The 15,375-nt window shown below is 66.2% G+C and carries 11 protein-coding genes, 1 tRNA gene and 1 riboswitch; of the genes, 6 read left to right on the top strand and 6 right to left on the bottom strand.

What is annotated here, in order from left to right; translation table 11 throughout:
* Window positions 1–6 precede the first annotated feature (6 nt).
* The 5 genes from NX778_RS13385 to NX778_RS13365 form a co-directional block, all read right to left on the bottom strand.
* Window positions 7–1,845 (bottom strand): TonB-dependent receptor plug domain-containing protein, encoded by a 1,839-nt coding sequence (locus NX778_RS13385; protein WP_258812248.1) that lies wholly within the window; start codon window positions 1,843–1,845, stop codon window positions 7–9.
* Between the two features lie 62 nt (window positions 1,846–1,907).
* Window positions 1,908–2,126: riboswitch (cobalamin riboswitch) on the bottom strand.
* Window positions 2,121–2,666: a histidine phosphatase family protein gene (locus NX778_RS13380; protein ID WP_258812247.1), complete on the bottom strand. Its 546-nt coding sequence runs from the start codon at window positions 2,664–2,666 to the stop codon at window positions 2,121–2,123. (Overlaps the previous riboswitch by 6 nt.)
* A complete protein-coding gene (locus tag NX778_RS13375; protein ID WP_258812566.1) occupies window positions 2,663–3,442 on the bottom strand; it encodes an adenosylcobinamide-GDP ribazoletransferase in 780 nt (259 codons plus the stop codon). The genes NX778_RS13380 and NX778_RS13375 overlap by 4 nt, the downstream gene beginning before the upstream one ends.
* Window positions 3,442–4,476: a nicotinate-nucleotide--dimethylbenzimidazole phosphoribosyltransferase gene (cobT, locus tag NX778_RS13370; RefSeq protein WP_258812246.1), complete on the bottom strand. Its 1,035-nt coding sequence runs from the start codon at window positions 4,474–4,476 to the stop codon at window positions 3,442–3,444. Before cobT ends, NX778_RS13375 begins: the two co-directional genes overlap by 1 nt.
* Before the next feature lie 40 nt (window positions 4,477–4,516).
* Window positions 4,517–6,910 carry a beta-galactosidase gene (locus NX778_RS13365; protein ID WP_258812245.1) on the bottom strand — a complete coding sequence of 798 codons (2,394 nt, stop codon included), beginning with the start codon at window positions 6,908–6,910 and terminating at the stop codon, window positions 4,517–4,519.
* Between the two features lie 139 nt (window positions 6,911–7,049).
* Between NX778_RS13365 and NX778_RS13360 the strand changes: the two genes are divergently transcribed.
* Window positions 7,050–8,315 carry a DUF2264 domain-containing protein gene (locus NX778_RS13360; protein WP_258812244.1) on the top strand — a complete coding sequence of 422 codons (1,266 nt, stop codon included), beginning with the start codon at window positions 7,050–7,052 and terminating at the stop codon, window positions 8,313–8,315.
* 16 nt (window positions 8,316–8,331) lie between these two features.
* Here NX778_RS13360 and NX778_RS13355 read toward each other — a convergent pair.
* Window positions 8,332–8,406 (bottom strand) — tRNA-Arg (locus NX778_RS13355).
* Between the two features lie 175 nt (window positions 8,407–8,581).
* Here NX778_RS13355 and NX778_RS13350 point away from each other — a divergent pair.
* The 5 genes from NX778_RS13350 (at window position 8,582) to gmd (ending at window position 15,375) form a co-directional block, all read left to right on the top strand.
* Window positions 8,582–10,489 (top strand): ATP-binding cassette domain-containing protein, encoded by a 1,908-nt coding sequence (locus NX778_RS13350; RefSeq protein ID WP_258812243.1) that lies wholly within the window; start codon window positions 8,582–8,584, stop codon window positions 10,487–10,489.
* Between the two features lie 261 nt (window positions 10,490–10,750).
* Window positions 10,751–11,473: a CAAX prenyl protease-related protein gene (locus NX778_RS13345; RefSeq protein ID WP_258812242.1), complete on the top strand. Its 723-nt coding sequence runs from the start codon at window positions 10,751–10,753 to the stop codon at window positions 11,471–11,473.
* A 37-nt stretch (window positions 11,474–11,510) separates the two neighbouring features.
* Window positions 11,511–12,704, top strand: coding sequence for an XrtB/PEP-CTERM-associated polysaccharide biosynthesis outer membrane protein EpsL (epsL, locus tag NX778_RS13340; RefSeq protein ID WP_258812241.1), 1,194 nt, complete (start codon window positions 11,511–11,513; stop codon window positions 12,702–12,704).
* Window positions 12,705–12,726: 22 nt separating this feature from the next.
* Window positions 12,727–14,106, top strand: coding sequence for an undecaprenyl-phosphate glucose phosphotransferase (locus tag NX778_RS13335; RefSeq protein ID WP_258812240.1), 1,380 nt, complete (start codon window positions 12,727–12,729; stop codon window positions 14,104–14,106).
* A gap of 153 nt (window positions 14,107–14,259) precedes the next feature.
* Window positions 14,260–15,375 carry a GDP-mannose 4,6-dehydratase gene (gmd, locus tag NX778_RS13330; protein ID WP_258812239.1) on the top strand — a complete coding sequence of 372 codons (1,116 nt, stop codon included), beginning with the start codon at window positions 14,260–14,262 and terminating at the stop codon, window positions 15,373–15,375.

The following is a 15,375-nucleotide window of genomic DNA, read 5'->3' as shown; positions in this document are numbered from 1 at the left end:
CCTCTGTTAGCGGATACCGTAGCGCAGGCCGGCGAACCAACTGCGGCCTGCGGTGCCATAGTAACGCGCCAGCTCGTAACGCTTGGCGGTGGCGTTGTCGAGCCGGACCAGCAGCGACCAGTCGGGGGCGAAGCGCCAGCTGGTGTACAGGTTCAGGAGGCCGTAGCCGCCCAGGCGCTTGGTGTTGGCGGCGTCGTCGAAGCGCTGGCCAGAGAGCTGCAATTCGGCGCCGGCCTCGTACTGGCCTGCGCTGTAGTCGGCGGTTGCGCTGGCGTGGCGGCGCGAACGGCGCGCCAGCTGCTTGCCGGTGGTCTGGTCGCGCGGGTCCTGGAGGTCGATATTGGCACGCAGGGCCAGCCCCGACAAGTGCGTGGCGGCCGACATCGTCAAGCCTTCGAGCAGCGCGCGGTTGACGTTGTAGGCGCAGCTGCTGCCGCCGGTCGGGCAGGGGACCGCAGTCACCAGCAGGTCGGTCAGGCGGTTGCGGTAGTAGTTCGCCTGCAGTTCGGCGCCCGCCACGTGGTAGCGCAGGCCCGCTTCGGCGTTGCGGCCTTTTTCCGGTTTGTTGGCCGGGAGGCCGTATCCCGGGTAGTACAGCTCGTTGAAGGTCGGTGCGCGGAAGCTGGTGCCGACGCTGGCGGTGGCGCGCAACGCGCGGCTGAAGCTGTAGCCGTAGCCGAGTGCGCCGGTCGTCTTCGAGCCGTATTCCGAGTCGTCGTTGCGCGCGCTGATGTCGAGCAGGTGGTCGCCGCGCTGCAGATCGTACGAGGCCGCGTACGAGTTGGTGATGCGGCTGCGGCCGAGTGCTGCGCTGGAGCTGGAGACGACTTGCTCCTTGCGGTGGCCGTATAGCAGCTGCAGCGTATCCGGGCCCACATTGATCGTGTTGTGCCAGGTGAAGTCGTCCTGGCGTGTGTCGATCTGGCTGGCGCTGCTTGCGCTGCCAAGACTGCCCAGCTTGTCCTCGGAGCGGCCAAGCTGCACGCTGCTGCGCCAGTTCGGCAGCATGCGGCCGTTGAGGAACACGGCATAGCTGTCGAGGTCCTGGATGTTGCGGGCGTCGAAGGTGGCGCTGCCGTTGTCGTACTGTGCCCTCAAGCGGCTGCGCAGGAACTGGGCGCCGGCCTCGACGCCGTCGGCCAGGGTGATAACTGCGCGGCCATTGACGCTGTTGCGGGTATAGCCGTCGTCGTCCGGGTTGTAGCCGAAGGCGCCCGGGTGGGTGGCCGAATAGCCGCGCGATTCCTCATGCGCCCCGCCGAACGCATAGCTGACGGCGTGCGCGCCGGCGGTCGATCCGTGCACGCTGGCGTCGTACTGGCGGGTGGCATAGGTGCCCGCGCCGGCGCCGGCGTCGAATTGCGGCGCGCCTTCGCTCTTCCTGGTGAAGATCTGGACCACGCCGCCAATCGCATCGGCGCCGTACAGGGAACTCAGGGGACCGTAGACGACTTCGATGTGGTCGATGATGGACAGCGGGATCGCATTCCAGCTGGCCGCGCCCGTGGTGGACGAGCCGATGCGCACCCCATCGACCAGCACCACCACCTGGTTGCTGTTGGCGCCGCGCAGGAACACGCTGGTGCTGGCACCGGCGCCGCCGTTGCGGACGATCTCGATGCCGCGCTGGCGGCCCAGCAGGTCGGCGACCGAGCCGGCGCCCGAGCGGGCGATTTCTTCGGCGCCGATCACGGTGGTGTCGGCGATGACCTGGGCGGCGCTCTGCGGAATGCGGGCCGCGGTGACGATCACGGTATCGGGAGTGGAATCGGCGAAGGCGCAAGGCGCGGCGACGGCGCATGCGACGGACAGCACGGCCGTAGGCCGCGTAATTGAAAATTTCATGGCAGTTTCGATGTCGCTGACAACCGGCCGGCGTCCCCGCCAACCAGATTGAACGGAAGCGCACGCGCTTCCACCTTTTGGCCGGTATCCGGGCTGGCAAGTGTAGCCGTCTGACCTTCCCATGCAAAAGCACAGTGGTGTGAGAAGACGATTGCCGCGTACAGCGTGCGGCACTTGCTTACCGTTGCGGGGGCAGCACACGTTGGCCCGAGGGGCTCCGTGTTTCCCGTTTAACTGCACCTGTGAGCACAGGCGCGAGCACCAAAACGGGGCGATTATACCCTGTGTTGACGTTCGAGCACGACCAGTTCGCCGTAGCCGATGCGATGCGGCGTGGCTGCGGCTTGTTCCAGCGGCAGGCCGGCGCACAGGGCCGTGAGCAGGCGAATGGTGCCGGCATGGCAGACGATCAGCGCCGCGGCGTGACCTGCGCGGAGCAGGTCGTTGGCGAAGCCATTGACGCGCGCGGCCACCTCGCGCAGGTTTTCGCCACCGCCCGGCCGATAGTTGGACAGGTCCGCGGCCCAGGCGTCGACTTCGGCGCGCGGGATGTCGCTCCACGCACGCATCTCCCAGGCGCCGAAATCCATTTCGGCCAGCCGCGCGTCCAGCTGCGGGCCGTGCGGCTGCAAGCGCTGCGCCAGCTCGGCGCAGCGCCGCAGCGGGCTCGAAAAAACGGGGAGGGCGCCCGGCAGTCCTCGTGCGATCAGTTCGGCGTGCACGCGTTCGATCTCGTAATCGAGCGCAGGCATGTCGGTGGCGCCGTAGCACAGGCCCGGCGCAACGGCCGGCTGCGGATGGCGCAGCAGGTGCAGCTTCACACCCACGCCCCGTGCCCGAGCGTGGCCAGCAGCGCGATGTAGATCGCCACTTCGGCCAGCTGCTGCACGGCGCCGAGGCAGTCGCCGGTGTAGCCGCCGATGCGTCGCACGAGCTTGCGCCCGAGCCAGAGCGCGGCCAGCATCGCGGCCAGCGCGGCCGCCAGCACCGCAGCCGCCGGCACCCAGCCGCTTGCCAGGACCACGGCGGCAGGCAGCAGGCAAGTCGCGGCGGCGATGCCGAATTCGCCGCCCGTCATGTGCTGGGCCAGCGGCTTGGCCTTGCCTTCGCCGCGCACGTAGTCCAGCTTCCAGATCAACGCCGTGGCGGCGAGGCGCGACAGAGGATGGGCCAGCAGCAGCGCGGCAATCGCGACGCGTGGCGGCAGCATCGCCAGGGCCGACAGCTTGGCCGCCAGCATGCACACGATGCCGATGGCGCCGTAAGCGCCAACGCGCGAGTCCTTCATGATCTCCAGCACCCGCTCGCGGCTGGTGCCGCCGCCCAGCCCATCGCAGGTGTCGGCAAAGCCGTCCTCGTGGAAGGCCCCGGTCAGGTAGATCGAGGCCGCGCTCGACAGCACCGCCGCCACCGGCGCCGGCAGCACCAGCGAGGCGGCGAAGTAGGTGGCCGCGGCCAGCACGCCGACCACGCAGCCGACCAGCGGGAAGTAGCGCGAGGCGTGCTGCAGCCAGGCCGCTTCGAAGCCGACCCAGGCCGGGATCGGCAGCCGCGTGAAGAACTGCAGCGCGATGAAGAACAGGCGGATCTGCTGCATCACGCCGATTTTTCGCTGACGCTGGCCGACTCGAAGGTCGCCATCTGGCCCAGGAAGTTGGCGGCGGCATGCAGCAGCGGCAGGGCGAGCGCGGCGCCGGTGCCTTCGCCGAGGCGCAGGCCGAGCTGCAGCAGCGGCGTCGCGCCGAGCGCGTCCAGCATGCGGCGGTGGCCGGATTCGTCCGAGCAGTGCGCGAACACGCAGTAATCGAGCACGCCGGGTGCGATGCGGGCGGCGGCCAGCAGCGCGCTGGTGACGATGAAGCCGTCGATCAGCAGCACCTTGCGCATCGACGCGGCCTGCAGCATGGCGCCGGCCATCATCGCGATCTCCAGGCCGCCGAAGGTCGCCAGCACGTCGAGCGGTGCGTCGACGCCGGCATGGCGCTCCACCGCCGCCTCGATCACGCGCTGCTTGTGCAGCACGCCGTCCGGCGTCAAGCCAGTACCGGCGCCGACGCAAGCGGCCACGGGGATGCCGGTCAGCTTGTGCATCAGCGCCGCGGCCGCGGTGGTGTTCCCGATGCCCATTTCGCCGAAGCCGACCACATTGCCGGGCAGGCCGGCGACCAGCGCGGCGCCATGCACCATCGCGTCGGCGCACTGCGCCGCGCTCATCGCCGGCTCGATGGCGAAATTGCGGGTGCCGTTTGCGACCTTGCGGTCCAGCAGGCGCTCGCGGGGGCCGAAATCGTGGTCGACACCAGCGTCGACCACGTGCAGGGCGCAGCCGTTCTGGCGCGCGAACACGTTGATGGCGGCGCCGTCCGCGAGGAAGTTCTCGACCATCTGCCAGGTCACGTCCTTCGGATAGGCCGACACGCCCTCGGCCACGATGCCGTGGTCGCCGGCGAAGACGAGGATGGCCGGATGCTCGATGGTGACGACAGTTCGTCCCTGGATCAGGCCCAACTGGCGGGCCAGCCGCTCCAGCGCGCCGAGGCTTCCAAGCGGCTTGGTCTTGTTGTTGATGGCCTGGTCGAGCGCGGCGGCGAGGGTGGGGTTGGCGGTAGGAGTGATGTCGGGGAGTTTCATCGGATCGTGCCTTCAAGAAAGCGCGAACGATAGCACATCGTCATGACCGGACAGCCTGACGATCTTCGACGACCAGCCGCTCCCCCACGTAAATGCGGTAATCCCTGATCCGTCCCGTGACCTGTGGCGGCCCCTGGCGCGGCGTGTAGCGCATTCCGTGAATCTCCGTGCTCGCGCCAAGGTCGATCACGAGGCGATGCGGAAAACGTGGATGCTGCTCGCCGCTGTACGCGGTGTGCCAGAAGTCGGTGGCCTGGCCATTGATTGCATTGAGTGCCGAGCCATCTTCCCGGTTCATTTCCTCGCTGCTGGCATAGGCGATGGTCCAGGCGGACTGGTCGAGTGGCCGGCCCGCGGCATCGAGCAGGGACAGTTCGGCGATTGCGGCGGAGTCCTTGCCATCGAAAGCACTGAGCGCCTCAAGGCAGAACTGACGGCCGCTAGCTGGTTTGGCGAAGCGGACATCCTGGATCATGGCGCCCGGCGCGAATGCTCCTTCGGCGACCGGCGCGACGCCGTCAAGCATCAGGCGGCTAGCGTGCGATGCACGCGGCAGGTCCCGGTCCGGTTGCAGGCGGTCGAGGATCGGCGTCGTCAGTCCCTCGACCCGTGCGCTTTGTGGTCCGGTCAGGTCCAGGACGACGACCTCATTGCGGCCGCGCTTGATCCACGGCCCCGGCAAATACATCGTCTGCGTCGGTCCGATGCTCCAGTAGCGTCCCAGGCAGCGCCCGTTTATCCAGACGATGCCCTGTCCCCATGTCGACATATCGAGGAAGGTATCGCCGGTTTCCGATGCATCGAAACCGCCGCGCCAGAACGCCGGTCCGCGCGCCCGCCCTGGCTTCCAGTCCAGTGCAGGCAGCGAGCCGTCGGCGTCGAAGTCGATCGCACGAATGGTCCAGTCTTCGAGGACCTGCACCTCGCCTTCCCGCGGCCGGAAGCGAATCGGTCCGTGCATGCCTTTGCGGTCATGCACCTCGACGCCGAAGTTCACCCGCGCGATCGTGTACAGCAGCACCTCGAGCGTGGCCGGCTTGTCGCGGGCGGGGATCTCGACCCGGTAGCGGCGGTGGCGCGTGTCCATCGTGCCGACCGGCTCGCCATCGAGATAGACCCAGGCCAGGTCGCGCACCTTGGCCGCTTCGATGACGCCAGCCGGCCCGGCGGGCAGCGTGACCTGGTAGGCGACCAGCCCGCGGCTGATGTCGTACTGCTCGATTGGCCGCGGCGAGCGGTCCTTGATCACGCGCCCGGGCAGGTTGGCCATGACCTCGGCGCTATGCTTAAACGTGAACGGCGCGATGGCGATCACCGGATTGCGCGGCGGCGCGGAAGGCAGCGTTTCACCCGGCCCGAGGAATGGCTTGATGCCCTCGCGGTAGGCGTCGAATTTCTCGCCCACCCAGCCGGCCTCGCCGATGGGCGCGTCGTAGTCGTAGCTGCTGGTGTCGGGACGGAAGGGACGATCGCTGCCACCCCACAGGCCGAAGCTGGTGCCGCCGTGGGCCATGTACAGGCTGAACGAACCCCTGGCCTTGAGCATGGCCTGGATGTCCTTGACCGCATTGCCGGCGTCGCCGCGGCGGTGTGGCGCGCCCCAGGTGTCGAACCAGCCCGAATAGAATTCGCCGCACATCAGCGGTCCCTGCTGGACCGAGGCCAGCGCCCGGTAGCCCCGTTCGGGGTCGCTGCCGAAGTTCGCCACGGACAGCAACTCGGGGATATGGGTTTTCGCGACCGCATTGGTTGGGTTGCACTGGAATAGCGGCACGTCGAAGCGCGCGTCCAGCAGCGCCTGGCGCATCGCGCGCAGGTAGTCCAGGTCCTGGCCGAAAAAGCCGTATTCGTTCTCCACCTGCACCGTCAGGATCGGCCCGCCGTGCGTCACCTGCATCGGCGCCAGCACCCGGCCGACCTCCGCCAGCCAGCGGCGGGCCGGCTGCATGAACGCTTCGTCCCGGGTGCGCAGGAAGGCATCGCCCGGATGCTTGAGCAGCCACCAGGGCAGGCCGCCCATTTCCCACTCCGCGCAGGCGTAAGGCCCGGGGCGCAGGATCACCCACAGGCCAAGCTCTTGCGCCAGGCGGCAGAACTCGGCGGCGTCGCGCTGGCCGCCCCAGTCGTAGCGGCCTTCGCGCCACTCGTGGTAATTCCAGAACAGATAGGCGCACACGGTGTTCAGGCCCATCGCCTTCAGGGCCTTGAGCCGGTGCGCCCAGTATTCGCGCGGCACGCGGGCAAAGTGCATTTCGCCGCAGCGAATCTGCAGCGGTTTGCCGTCGAGCAGGAAATCGGTGGCGCCAACCGAAAAGCGCGGCGAAGCCACATCATGGGCGGCAGCCTGGACCTGCTTGCCAAAGGGGAGGCACAGGCTGGCGATGGCGGCAGCGCTGCCGTGCAGCAGGCCGCGACGGGAGAGAGGGGTGGTCATGAAAGCAATCTTACGGCCTGTCCAGATGCCTGACTCATCGATTATTTGTATAACTGCATGCCAAGTTCGTATAGCTAGCCTGAAATTGCCCGGATTATCATGCTCCATAACAATGGTTCAAAAATAAAAAGGAGACAAGATGGAACGACGCAATTTCATGCGGACCGTGATGGCCGGTTCCGCGGTGGGCGGCCTGCTCGGGGCCGGCGCCGCCGCTGCCGCGGTGCCGGATGCGCCCGCGCGGGGCAATGACCGCGCCTACATGGCCGGTCTCCTGCAAAAGATGGCCGAACCGGTGCTATCGAATATGTCGCGCGGCGAGCTCCAGAAAAACTTCCCGATCGAGGTGAGTCCGACCTGGGATGGCCGTGACCGCCGCGTCGCCTATCTCGAATGCTTTGGCCGCCTGATCGCTGGCGCCGCCCCGTGGCTGGCCCTGCCGGACGACGACAGCCAGGAAGGGCGCACCCGCAAGCGCCTGCGCGAGATGGCGCTGCAGAGCTATGTGAATTCGGTCGATCCGAAGAGTCCGGATTACCTGCTGTGGAAAAAGGAGGGCCAGCCGCTGGTCGACTCGGCCTACTTCACCAATGCGCTGATGCGCGCGCCGAAAGCGTTGTGGGAGCCGCTCGATGCCACCACCAAGCGCCGCATCGTCGCCGAGGTCAAGGGCCTGCGCCGGGTCGATCCGCCGTACTCCAACTGGATGCTGTTCGCGGCGATGAACGAGGCCTGGCTGCTGTCGATCGGCGAGGAATCGGATCCGCTGCGCCTGAACGTTGCGATCCGCAAGGTCAACGAATGGTATGCCGGGGACGGCTGGATCAAGGACGGCGAGTCCTTCCACTTCGATTACTACAACTCCTACGTGATGCACCCGATGATGCTCGAGGTGCTGGAGGTGCTCGACCAGCATCACGGGCCGTTCATGAACGCGAAGCCCGCCGAACTGTATGCGCAGGAATTGAAACGCACGCAGCGCTATTGCGCGCACCTGGAACGCTTCATTTCGCCGACCGGGACCTATCCGCCGATCGGGCGCTCGCTGACCTACCGCACGGCCGCGTTCCAGCCCCTGGCCTTGCTGGCGTGGCGCAAGCAGCTGCCGGAAGGCTTGCCGGAAGGGCAGGTGCGGGCGGCGCTGCAGGCCGTCCACGAAGCCGTCTGGAGCGAGCCGAGCAATTTCACCAATGACGGCTTCCTGACGATCGGCTTTGTCGGCCATCACCCGGAACTGGCCGACTGGTACTCCAACAACGGCAGCATGTACATCGCGTCGGCAAGCTTCCTCGCGCTGGGCCTGCCGGCGACGGATTCCTACTGGACGAGTCCCGCCCAGGACTGGACCCAGAAAAAGGCGTTCGCAGGCCGGCCGTTTCCGAAGGATTACGCGGTCACTTATTGAAAGGGGATGTCAGCTTTGGTCCCCCCGACTGGAATCGAACCAGTATCCCACGCTTAGGAGGCATGTGCACTATCCATTGTGCTACGGGGAGGACGCTGGCGCCGCAGGAAGCGGCGCCCGGTGGTTCGGCGAGCGGTCGCTGCAGTCGCAGCCCGGTATCGTGAACTGGCGCAATTATAGCCGAGGATGGCGCGCGCAATCGAGAATCGGCTGACTGCCGGTACAATGCTCGTTTCTTCGCATTCCAGCCGCGCCCTCGAATCCTTATGGCAGTCATCTCGCTCACCTCCGCCCAGCTCGCTTTCGGGCACGTCGCCCTGCTCGACCACGCAGATTTTTCGCTCGAAACCGGCGAGCGCGTCGGTCTCATCGGCCGCAACGGCACCGGCAAGTCGTCGCTGCTGAAGATCCTGTCCGGCCAGTCGCGCCTGGACGACGGCCTGCTGGTGATGCAGCAGGGCCTGAAGATCGCCTACGTCGAGCAGGAGCCCGTGTTCAATCCGGACGACAGCGTGTTCGACGCGGTCGCGGCCGGCATGGGCGGCCAGCAGGCGATGCTGGCCGAGTACGAAGCGCTGACCGGCCAGTTCGGCCAGGGCAATGACGAGGCGCTGATGGAGCGCATGCACGAGCTGCAGGTGAAGCTCGATGCCACCGATGCCTGGAACCTGGCCAACAAGGTCGACACGACGCTCGACCGCCTCGGCCTGAACCGCGACGCCAGGATGGGCACGCTGTCGGGCGGCATGCAGAAGCGCGTGGCGCTGGCCGTGGCGCTGGTGTCGGCGCCGGACGTGCTGCTGCTGGACGAGCCGACCAACCACCTGGACTTCACTTCGATCAAGTGGCTGGAGACGCTGCTGCGCGATTTTCGCGGCTCGGTGCTGTTCATCACCCACGACCGCAGCTTCCTCGACAACGTCGCCACCCGTATCATCGAGCTGGACCGCGGCCGCCTGCTTTCTTTCCCGGGCAATTTCTCCAAGTACCAGGAGCGCAAGCGCGACCTGTTGGCGGTCGAGGAAGTGGAGAACGCCAAGTTCGACAAGTTCCTGGCGCAGGAAGAAGTGTGGATCCGCAAGGGCGTGGAGGCGCGCCGTACCCGCAACGAGGGCCGCGTGCGGCGCCTCGAAGCGCTGCGCGAACAGCGCGTGGCGCGCCGCGACCTGCAGGGCCAGGTGCGGCTTGACCTCGCCACCGGCGAGCGCTCGGGCAAGATCGTGGCCGAGCTGGAGAACGTGTCCAAGTCCTTCGGCGAGAAAGTCATCGTCAAGGATTTCAGCACCATCATCATGCGTGGCGACAAGGTCGGCCTGATCGGGCCGAACGGCGCCGGCAAGACCACGCTGCTCAAGATCATCCTCGGCGAGGAAGCGGCCGACAGCGGCAAGGTCCAGCTCGGTACGCGCCTGAACGTGGCCTACTTCGACCAGATGCGCGCCCAGCTGAACGAGGACGCGTCGCTGGCCGACACCATTTCGCCGGGCAGCGACTGGGTCGAGATCAATGGCCAGAAGAAGCACGTGATGAGCTACCTGGGCGACTTCCTGTTCGCGCCGGAGCGGGCCCGCTCGCCGGTCAAGTCGCTGTCCGGCGGCGAGCGCAACCGCCTGCTGCTGGCGCGCCTGTTCGCCAAGCCGGCCAACTGCCTGGTGCTGGACGAGCCGACCAACGACCTCGACATCGACACCCTGGAACTGCTGGAGGAGCTGCTGGAGGATTACACCGGCACCGTGTTCCTGGTCAGCCACGACCGCACCTTCCTCGACAACGTGGTCACCCAGGTGATCGTGTCCGAAGGGCAGGGCAAGTGGCGCGACTACGTGGGCGGCTACAGCGACTGGGAGCGGGTGCGCAGCGAAGCACCCGCGCCAGCGGCGCCCAAGGCCGCGCCGAAGCCGGCCGAGGCGCCGTCTGCCGCGCCGGCCCCCGGAAAGAAGGTCAAGCTCAGCTTCAAGGAGCAGCGCGAGCTGGAGGAATTGCCCAAGCTGATCGCCAGCCTGGAGGACGAACAGTCCGCCATCACGGCCCAGCTGAACGGGCCGGACTTCTACAAGACCAACCCGGCCGATGCGCGCCGCATGACCGAGCGCTTCGCCGAGATCGAGGAGCAATTGCTCGAAGCGCTGGAGCGCTGGGAGCAGATCGAGGCGCGCGCCCGCGGCGACGCCTGAGCCAGCCTCGTCTCCCTAAAAACGCCGGTTACCCCGGCGTTTTTTTTCGAGCAGCCGGTTTTTCGCTCCCCCAACAGGCATTGAATCCGGTCAACCTGATGAGTCCGGCAAAGGGCTGGTTCTGTCATCTACCGCACAGAAGCCTGTCGGCATGCGCGTAAAGTTGAGTCGCAGTGCAGCGAAGCCGATGGCGTGCGTTCGCCGCTGATCTTGACTTTGAGCAACGCCGGCGCGGCATGCGCGGCCAGCCCATGGAGCGACATGACCGAGCCAGACGAAGCACAGACCGCCCCCACCGCCAGCCCGGCCGCGGCCGACGCGCCGCTGCTGAACCGGGCGGCGTGGCGGCGCATCCTGCCCTTCCTGGCCTACGTGTTCTTCATTTTCGCCGGCGACATGCTTGAAAGGATGGGCCACACGCCGGCCAGCTTGCTGTGGCTCTACCCGGTCAAGATCACGGTGGTAATTGTGCTGCTCGCCTTGTTCTGGCGGGACTACAATGAACTCGGCCGCCCCGCGCCGCGCCGGACAGTGGCGTTGGCGGCGGCGGCGGGCGCGGTGGTGCTGGTCCTGTGGATCAGCCTGGATGCGCCGTGGATGATCGTCGGCGCCGCCGCCGGCTACGATCCGCGGCTGGGCGGCGCGATCGACTGGCCGCTGGCGCTGGTGCGCCTGGCCGGTGCGGCGCTGGTGGTACCTGTCATGGAGGAATTGTTTTGGCGGTCGTTCCTGATGCGCTGGATCGAATCGGCCGAGTTCCAGTCGGTTGATCCGTCCCGGCTCGGGATCAAGAGTTTCGTCGTCACAGCCGTTCTTTTCGGTTTCGAACACAATTTGTGGCTGGCGGGCATCGTGGCAGGCGCGGTGTATGGTTGGCTGTACCACCGCTGCCGCACCTTGTGGGCGCCGATCGTGGCGCATGCGGTGACCAATGGCCTGCTAGGGGTCTGGGTGGTGGCGACTGGTAACTGGTCGTATTGGTAAACAAGTTCAACACATAGTGCTCAACAAAACAAACAATATGCAAACTTCCAAGACCCTGGCGCTCTTGATCGGCGCACTCTTCGCCCTTCCCGCCCTTGCCCAGCAGGACGAAGGCTTCCATCCCTACGCCGGCATCGGCTGGGGCCATGACGACAACCTGCTGCGGGTCCCGGACAACCTTCCGGGCTTCGACAATACCCGTTCCGATTCATGGAAGCAGGGCGTGGCCGGCTTTTATTACGACCACACCTGGAGCCGCCAGCGCGTGCTCCTGCAAACCCGGTTGGCGCGGGTGGACTACGACCATTTCAAGCAGCTGAACTACACGGGCAAGAACCTCGAGGGCACCTGGTACTGGCAGCTCGGCAACCACCTGTCGGGCAAGCTCGGTACGCTGTTCGACGAAACCCTCGCCCCCTACACCGACTTCTACTCCGACCAGCGCAACCTGCGTACGCGCCGCCGCAATTTTTTCGAGGGCGCCTGGCGCTTCCATCCCAGCTGGCAGGCGAAGACGGCCTTCGCCAAGGACAGCTGGACCTACGAGCTGAACAGTCAACGCTTCAACAACCGCACCGAATACGCGAGCGAGCTGGAAGGCGATTACGTGCCCGCCAACGGCAGCACCATCGGCCTGGTCTATCGCCACCTGAACGGGCGCTACCCGAACGGCTACCCGTTCGGCTTCCTGATCGTCAACAACGACTACAAGCAGGATGAACTGAAGGCGCGCATCGACTGGCTGCTCACCGGCACCACCACGCTGCAGGGCCTGGTCGGTTACGCGCGCCGCGACCAACCCTCCTTCGGCGGCACCACCTCCGGCGCCAACGGCCGCGTCTCGCTGCTGTATACCCCCCGCGGCAAGGTCACCTATACGGCGTCGGTATGGCAGGACTTCGCCCCGCTGGAGAGCACGGTGGTGTCGACTACCCTGAACAAGGGCGTCAGCCTGGGCGCGACCTGGAGCGCGAGCGCCAAGATCAAGGTCGACGCGCTGGCTACCTACGAGCGCCGCTCCTACGACGTGCGCGCCGGTTCCGCCCTGCAGGGAGCGTCCAACCTGCGCGACGCGCTGCGCACCGCCAGCCTGAACGCGGTGTGGCAGGTGACGCGCAAGGTCGAAGTCTCGACCGGCGTGGTGCACCAGTCGCGCAGCGGTTCGGCCGTGCTGGGCCTGGGCGCCTTCAAGTCGAACATGGTCACGCTGAACGCGAGCCTGGTCTTCTGAGGACCTGGAACAGGACAACGACATGACGGTCAACGATATCCCGATCATCTCGTTCTTCCAGCGCGTGCTCGATCCCCTGATCATCATGGGCACGCTGTACCTGTCGTCGCTGGTCTTCGGCGAGCCCTTCACCGGCTACACGCTGGTGCTGATGATCCTCGCCTTCTTCATTTCTTCGGCCGTCTACGAGCACATCGACCCCTACCGCACCTGGCGCAGCGGCCGCATGCTGGCCTATGCCCGCGACACGGTGTTCGGCTGGTGCCTGACCATCGCCGTGCTGTGGTTCCTCGGCAACTCCAGCGGCCTGCGCTACTACTACAACGACAATGTGGTGCTGGGCTGGTTCGTGGCGGTGCCGGTGATCCTGCTGACCTGCCATATCGCGGTGCGCAGCGCCGGCGCGCCTGAGCAACGCAAGGAGGTGCGCAGCGCCGTGGTGGTCGGCGCCAACGACCTCGGGCTGCGCTTTGCCCGCATCTGCGACGACCACCCCAACCTGTTCATGCAGGTGCACGGCTTCTTCGACGACCGCGCCGGGGAGCGCCAGCCGCTCGCGCTCCCCCATCCGATGCTGGGCAAGATGAACGAGATCGTGGCCTATGTGCGCCAGCACCACACCAAGATGATTTTCATCAGCCAGCCGATCTCGGCCCAGCCGCGCATCCGCAAGCTGATCGACGAATTGCAGGACACCACGGCCTCGGTCTACTTCCTGCCCGACGTGTACATCTTCGACCTGATGCAGGCGCGCTTCGACAATGTCGGCGGCATGCCGGTGATCGCGATCTGCGAAACCCCCTTCATGGGCTTGAACAGCATGATCAAGCGCGCCAGCGACATCGTGCTGGCCACCATCATCCTCATCTCGCTGGCGCCGCTGATGCTGGCCACCGCGCTGGCGGTGAAGCTGTCCTCCAACGGCCCGGTGATCTTCCGCCAGCGCCGCTACGGCCTGTATGGCGAGGAAATCATCGTCTACAAGTTCCGCTCGATGACGGTGGCGGAGGATGGCGAGCAGGTGGTACAGGCCAGCCGCGGCGACCAGCGCCTGACCCGGATCGGCGGCTTCCTGCGCCGCACCTCGCTCGACGAATTGCCGCAGTTCATCAACGTGTTGCAGGGGCGGATGAGCATCGTCGGCCCGCGCCCGCATGCGGTCGCGCACAACGAGCAGTACCGCAAGCTGATCAAGGGTTACATGCTGCGCCACAAGGTCAAGCCGGGCATCACCGGCTGGGCCCAGGTCAACGGCCTGCGCGGCGAAACCGCCACCCTGGACCGGATGGAGGCGCGCATCCAGTACGACCTGGACTACCTGCGCAACTGGTCGGTCTGGCTCGACCTCTGGATCATCCTGAAGACCGTCAAGGTGGTGTTGGCGCGCGAAAACGCGTTCTGACCGGATGGCGGCCGGCTTAAGTCCGGCTTAAACAGGCCGCGCACGATTGAATTTGCCTTGCAGAGCTCTCCGCGACGCGTAAAATATTGTTTAGTTTGCAACATTGTTAAGCGGTCTGCGGAATTGTTTCCCGGCCTAAACAAGGACAAGAAGATGAAGAAAGCGCTGATCACCGGGGTCACCGGGCAGGATGGTTCCTACCTGGCGGAACTGCTGCTGGAAAAGGGTTACGAGGTGCACGGCATCAAGCGCCGCGCCTCGCTGTTCAATACGGGACGCATCGACCACATCTACCAGTCGCCGCAGGCGGACAACAAGAACTTCTTCCTCCATTACGGCGACCTGAGCGACACCTCCAACTTGACCCGCATCATGCAGGAGGTGCAGCCGGACGAGGTCTACAACCTGGGCGCGATGAGCCACGTGGCGGTCTCGTTCGAGTCGCCCGAGTACACGGCCGACGTCGACGGCATGGGCGCCCTGCGCCTGCTGGAGGCGATCCGCTTCCTCGGCCTGGAGCAGAAGACCCGGTTCTACCAGGCCTCGACCTCCGAGCTCTACGGCCTGGTGCAGGAAACCCCGCAGCGCGAGAGCACGCCGTTCTATCCGCGCAGCCCGTATGCGGTGGCCAAGCTGTATGCCTACTGGATCACGGTCAATTACCGCGAGGCCTACGGCATGTATGCCTGCAACGGCATCCTGTTCAACCACGAGTCGCCGCGCCGCGGCGAAACCTTCGTCACGCGCAAGATCACGCGCGCGTTGGCGCACATCGCCCAGGGCCTGGAACCACAGCTGTTCCTCGGCAACCTCGATGCGCTGCGCGATTGGGGCCATGCCAAGGACTATGTCCAGATGCAGTGGCTGATGCTGCAGCAGGATGCGCCGGAAGACTTCGTGATCGCCACCGGCCGCCAGTATTCGGTGCGCCACTTCGTCGAGGTCGCCGCGCGCGAGCTCGGAATCGAGATCGGCTGGCAGGGCAGCGGCGTCGACGAACGCGGCGTGGTGGCCGCCGTCAGCGGCGACCAGGCGCCCGGGGTGGCGCTCGGGCAAACGATCGTCGCCGTCGATCCCCAGTACTTCCGCCCGACCGAGGTCGAGACCCTGCTGGGCGATCCCGGCAAGGCCCGCCGCCGGCTCGGCTGGGAACCCCGCATTTCCTTCGAGGCGATGGTGCAGGAAATGGTGCTGTGCGATCTGGACAAGGCGCGCCGCCACAAGCTGCTCAAATCGCATGGTTACGACATCGCAATCTCACTGGAGTAG

Source organism: Massilia terrae (assembly GCF_024753145.1).
Lineage (GTDB): Bacteria > Pseudomonadota > Gammaproteobacteria > Burkholderiales > Burkholderiaceae_D > Telluria > Telluria terrae.
The sequence above is the reverse complement of the archived record's forward strand: the minus strand, read 5'-3'. Positions and strand labels throughout refer to the sequence as shown.

Bases quoted from the DNA above. Each gene is read 5' to 3' on its own strand.
- NX778_RS13385 (WP_258812248.1), bottom strand. From the start codon at position 1,845: ATGAAATTTTCAATTACGCGGCCTACGGCCGTGCTGTCCGTCGCATGC.
- NX778_RS13375 (WP_258812566.1), bottom strand. From the start codon at position 3,442: ATGCAGCAGATCCGCCTGTTCTTCATCGCGCTGCAGTTCTTCACGCGG.
- cobT (WP_258812246.1), bottom strand. From the start codon at position 4,476: ATGAAACTCCCCGACATCACTCCTACCGCCAACCCCACCCTCGCCGCC.
- NX778_RS13365 (WP_258812245.1), bottom strand. From the start codon at position 6,910: ATGACCACCCCTCTCTCCCGTCGCGGCCTGCTGCACGGCAGCGCTGCC.
- NX778_RS13360 (WP_258812244.1), top strand. From the start codon at position 7,050: ATGGAACGACGCAATTTCATGCGGACCGTGATGGCCGGTTCCGCGGTG.
- NX778_RS13350 (WP_258812243.1), top strand. From the start codon at position 8,582: ATGGCAGTCATCTCGCTCACCTCCGCCCAGCTCGCTTTCGGGCACGTC.
- NX778_RS13345 (WP_258812242.1), top strand. From the start codon at position 10,751: ATGACCGAGCCAGACGAAGCACAGACCGCCCCCACCGCCAGCCCGGCC.
- epsL (WP_258812241.1), top strand. From the start codon at position 11,511: ATGCAAACTTCCAAGACCCTGGCGCTCTTGATCGGCGCACTCTTCGCC.
- NX778_RS13335 (WP_258812240.1), top strand. From the start codon at position 12,727: ATGACGGTCAACGATATCCCGATCATCTCGTTCTTCCAGCGCGTGCTC.
- gmd (WP_258812239.1), top strand. From the start codon at position 14,260: ATGAAGAAAGCGCTGATCACCGGGGTCACCGGGCAGGATGGTTCCTAC.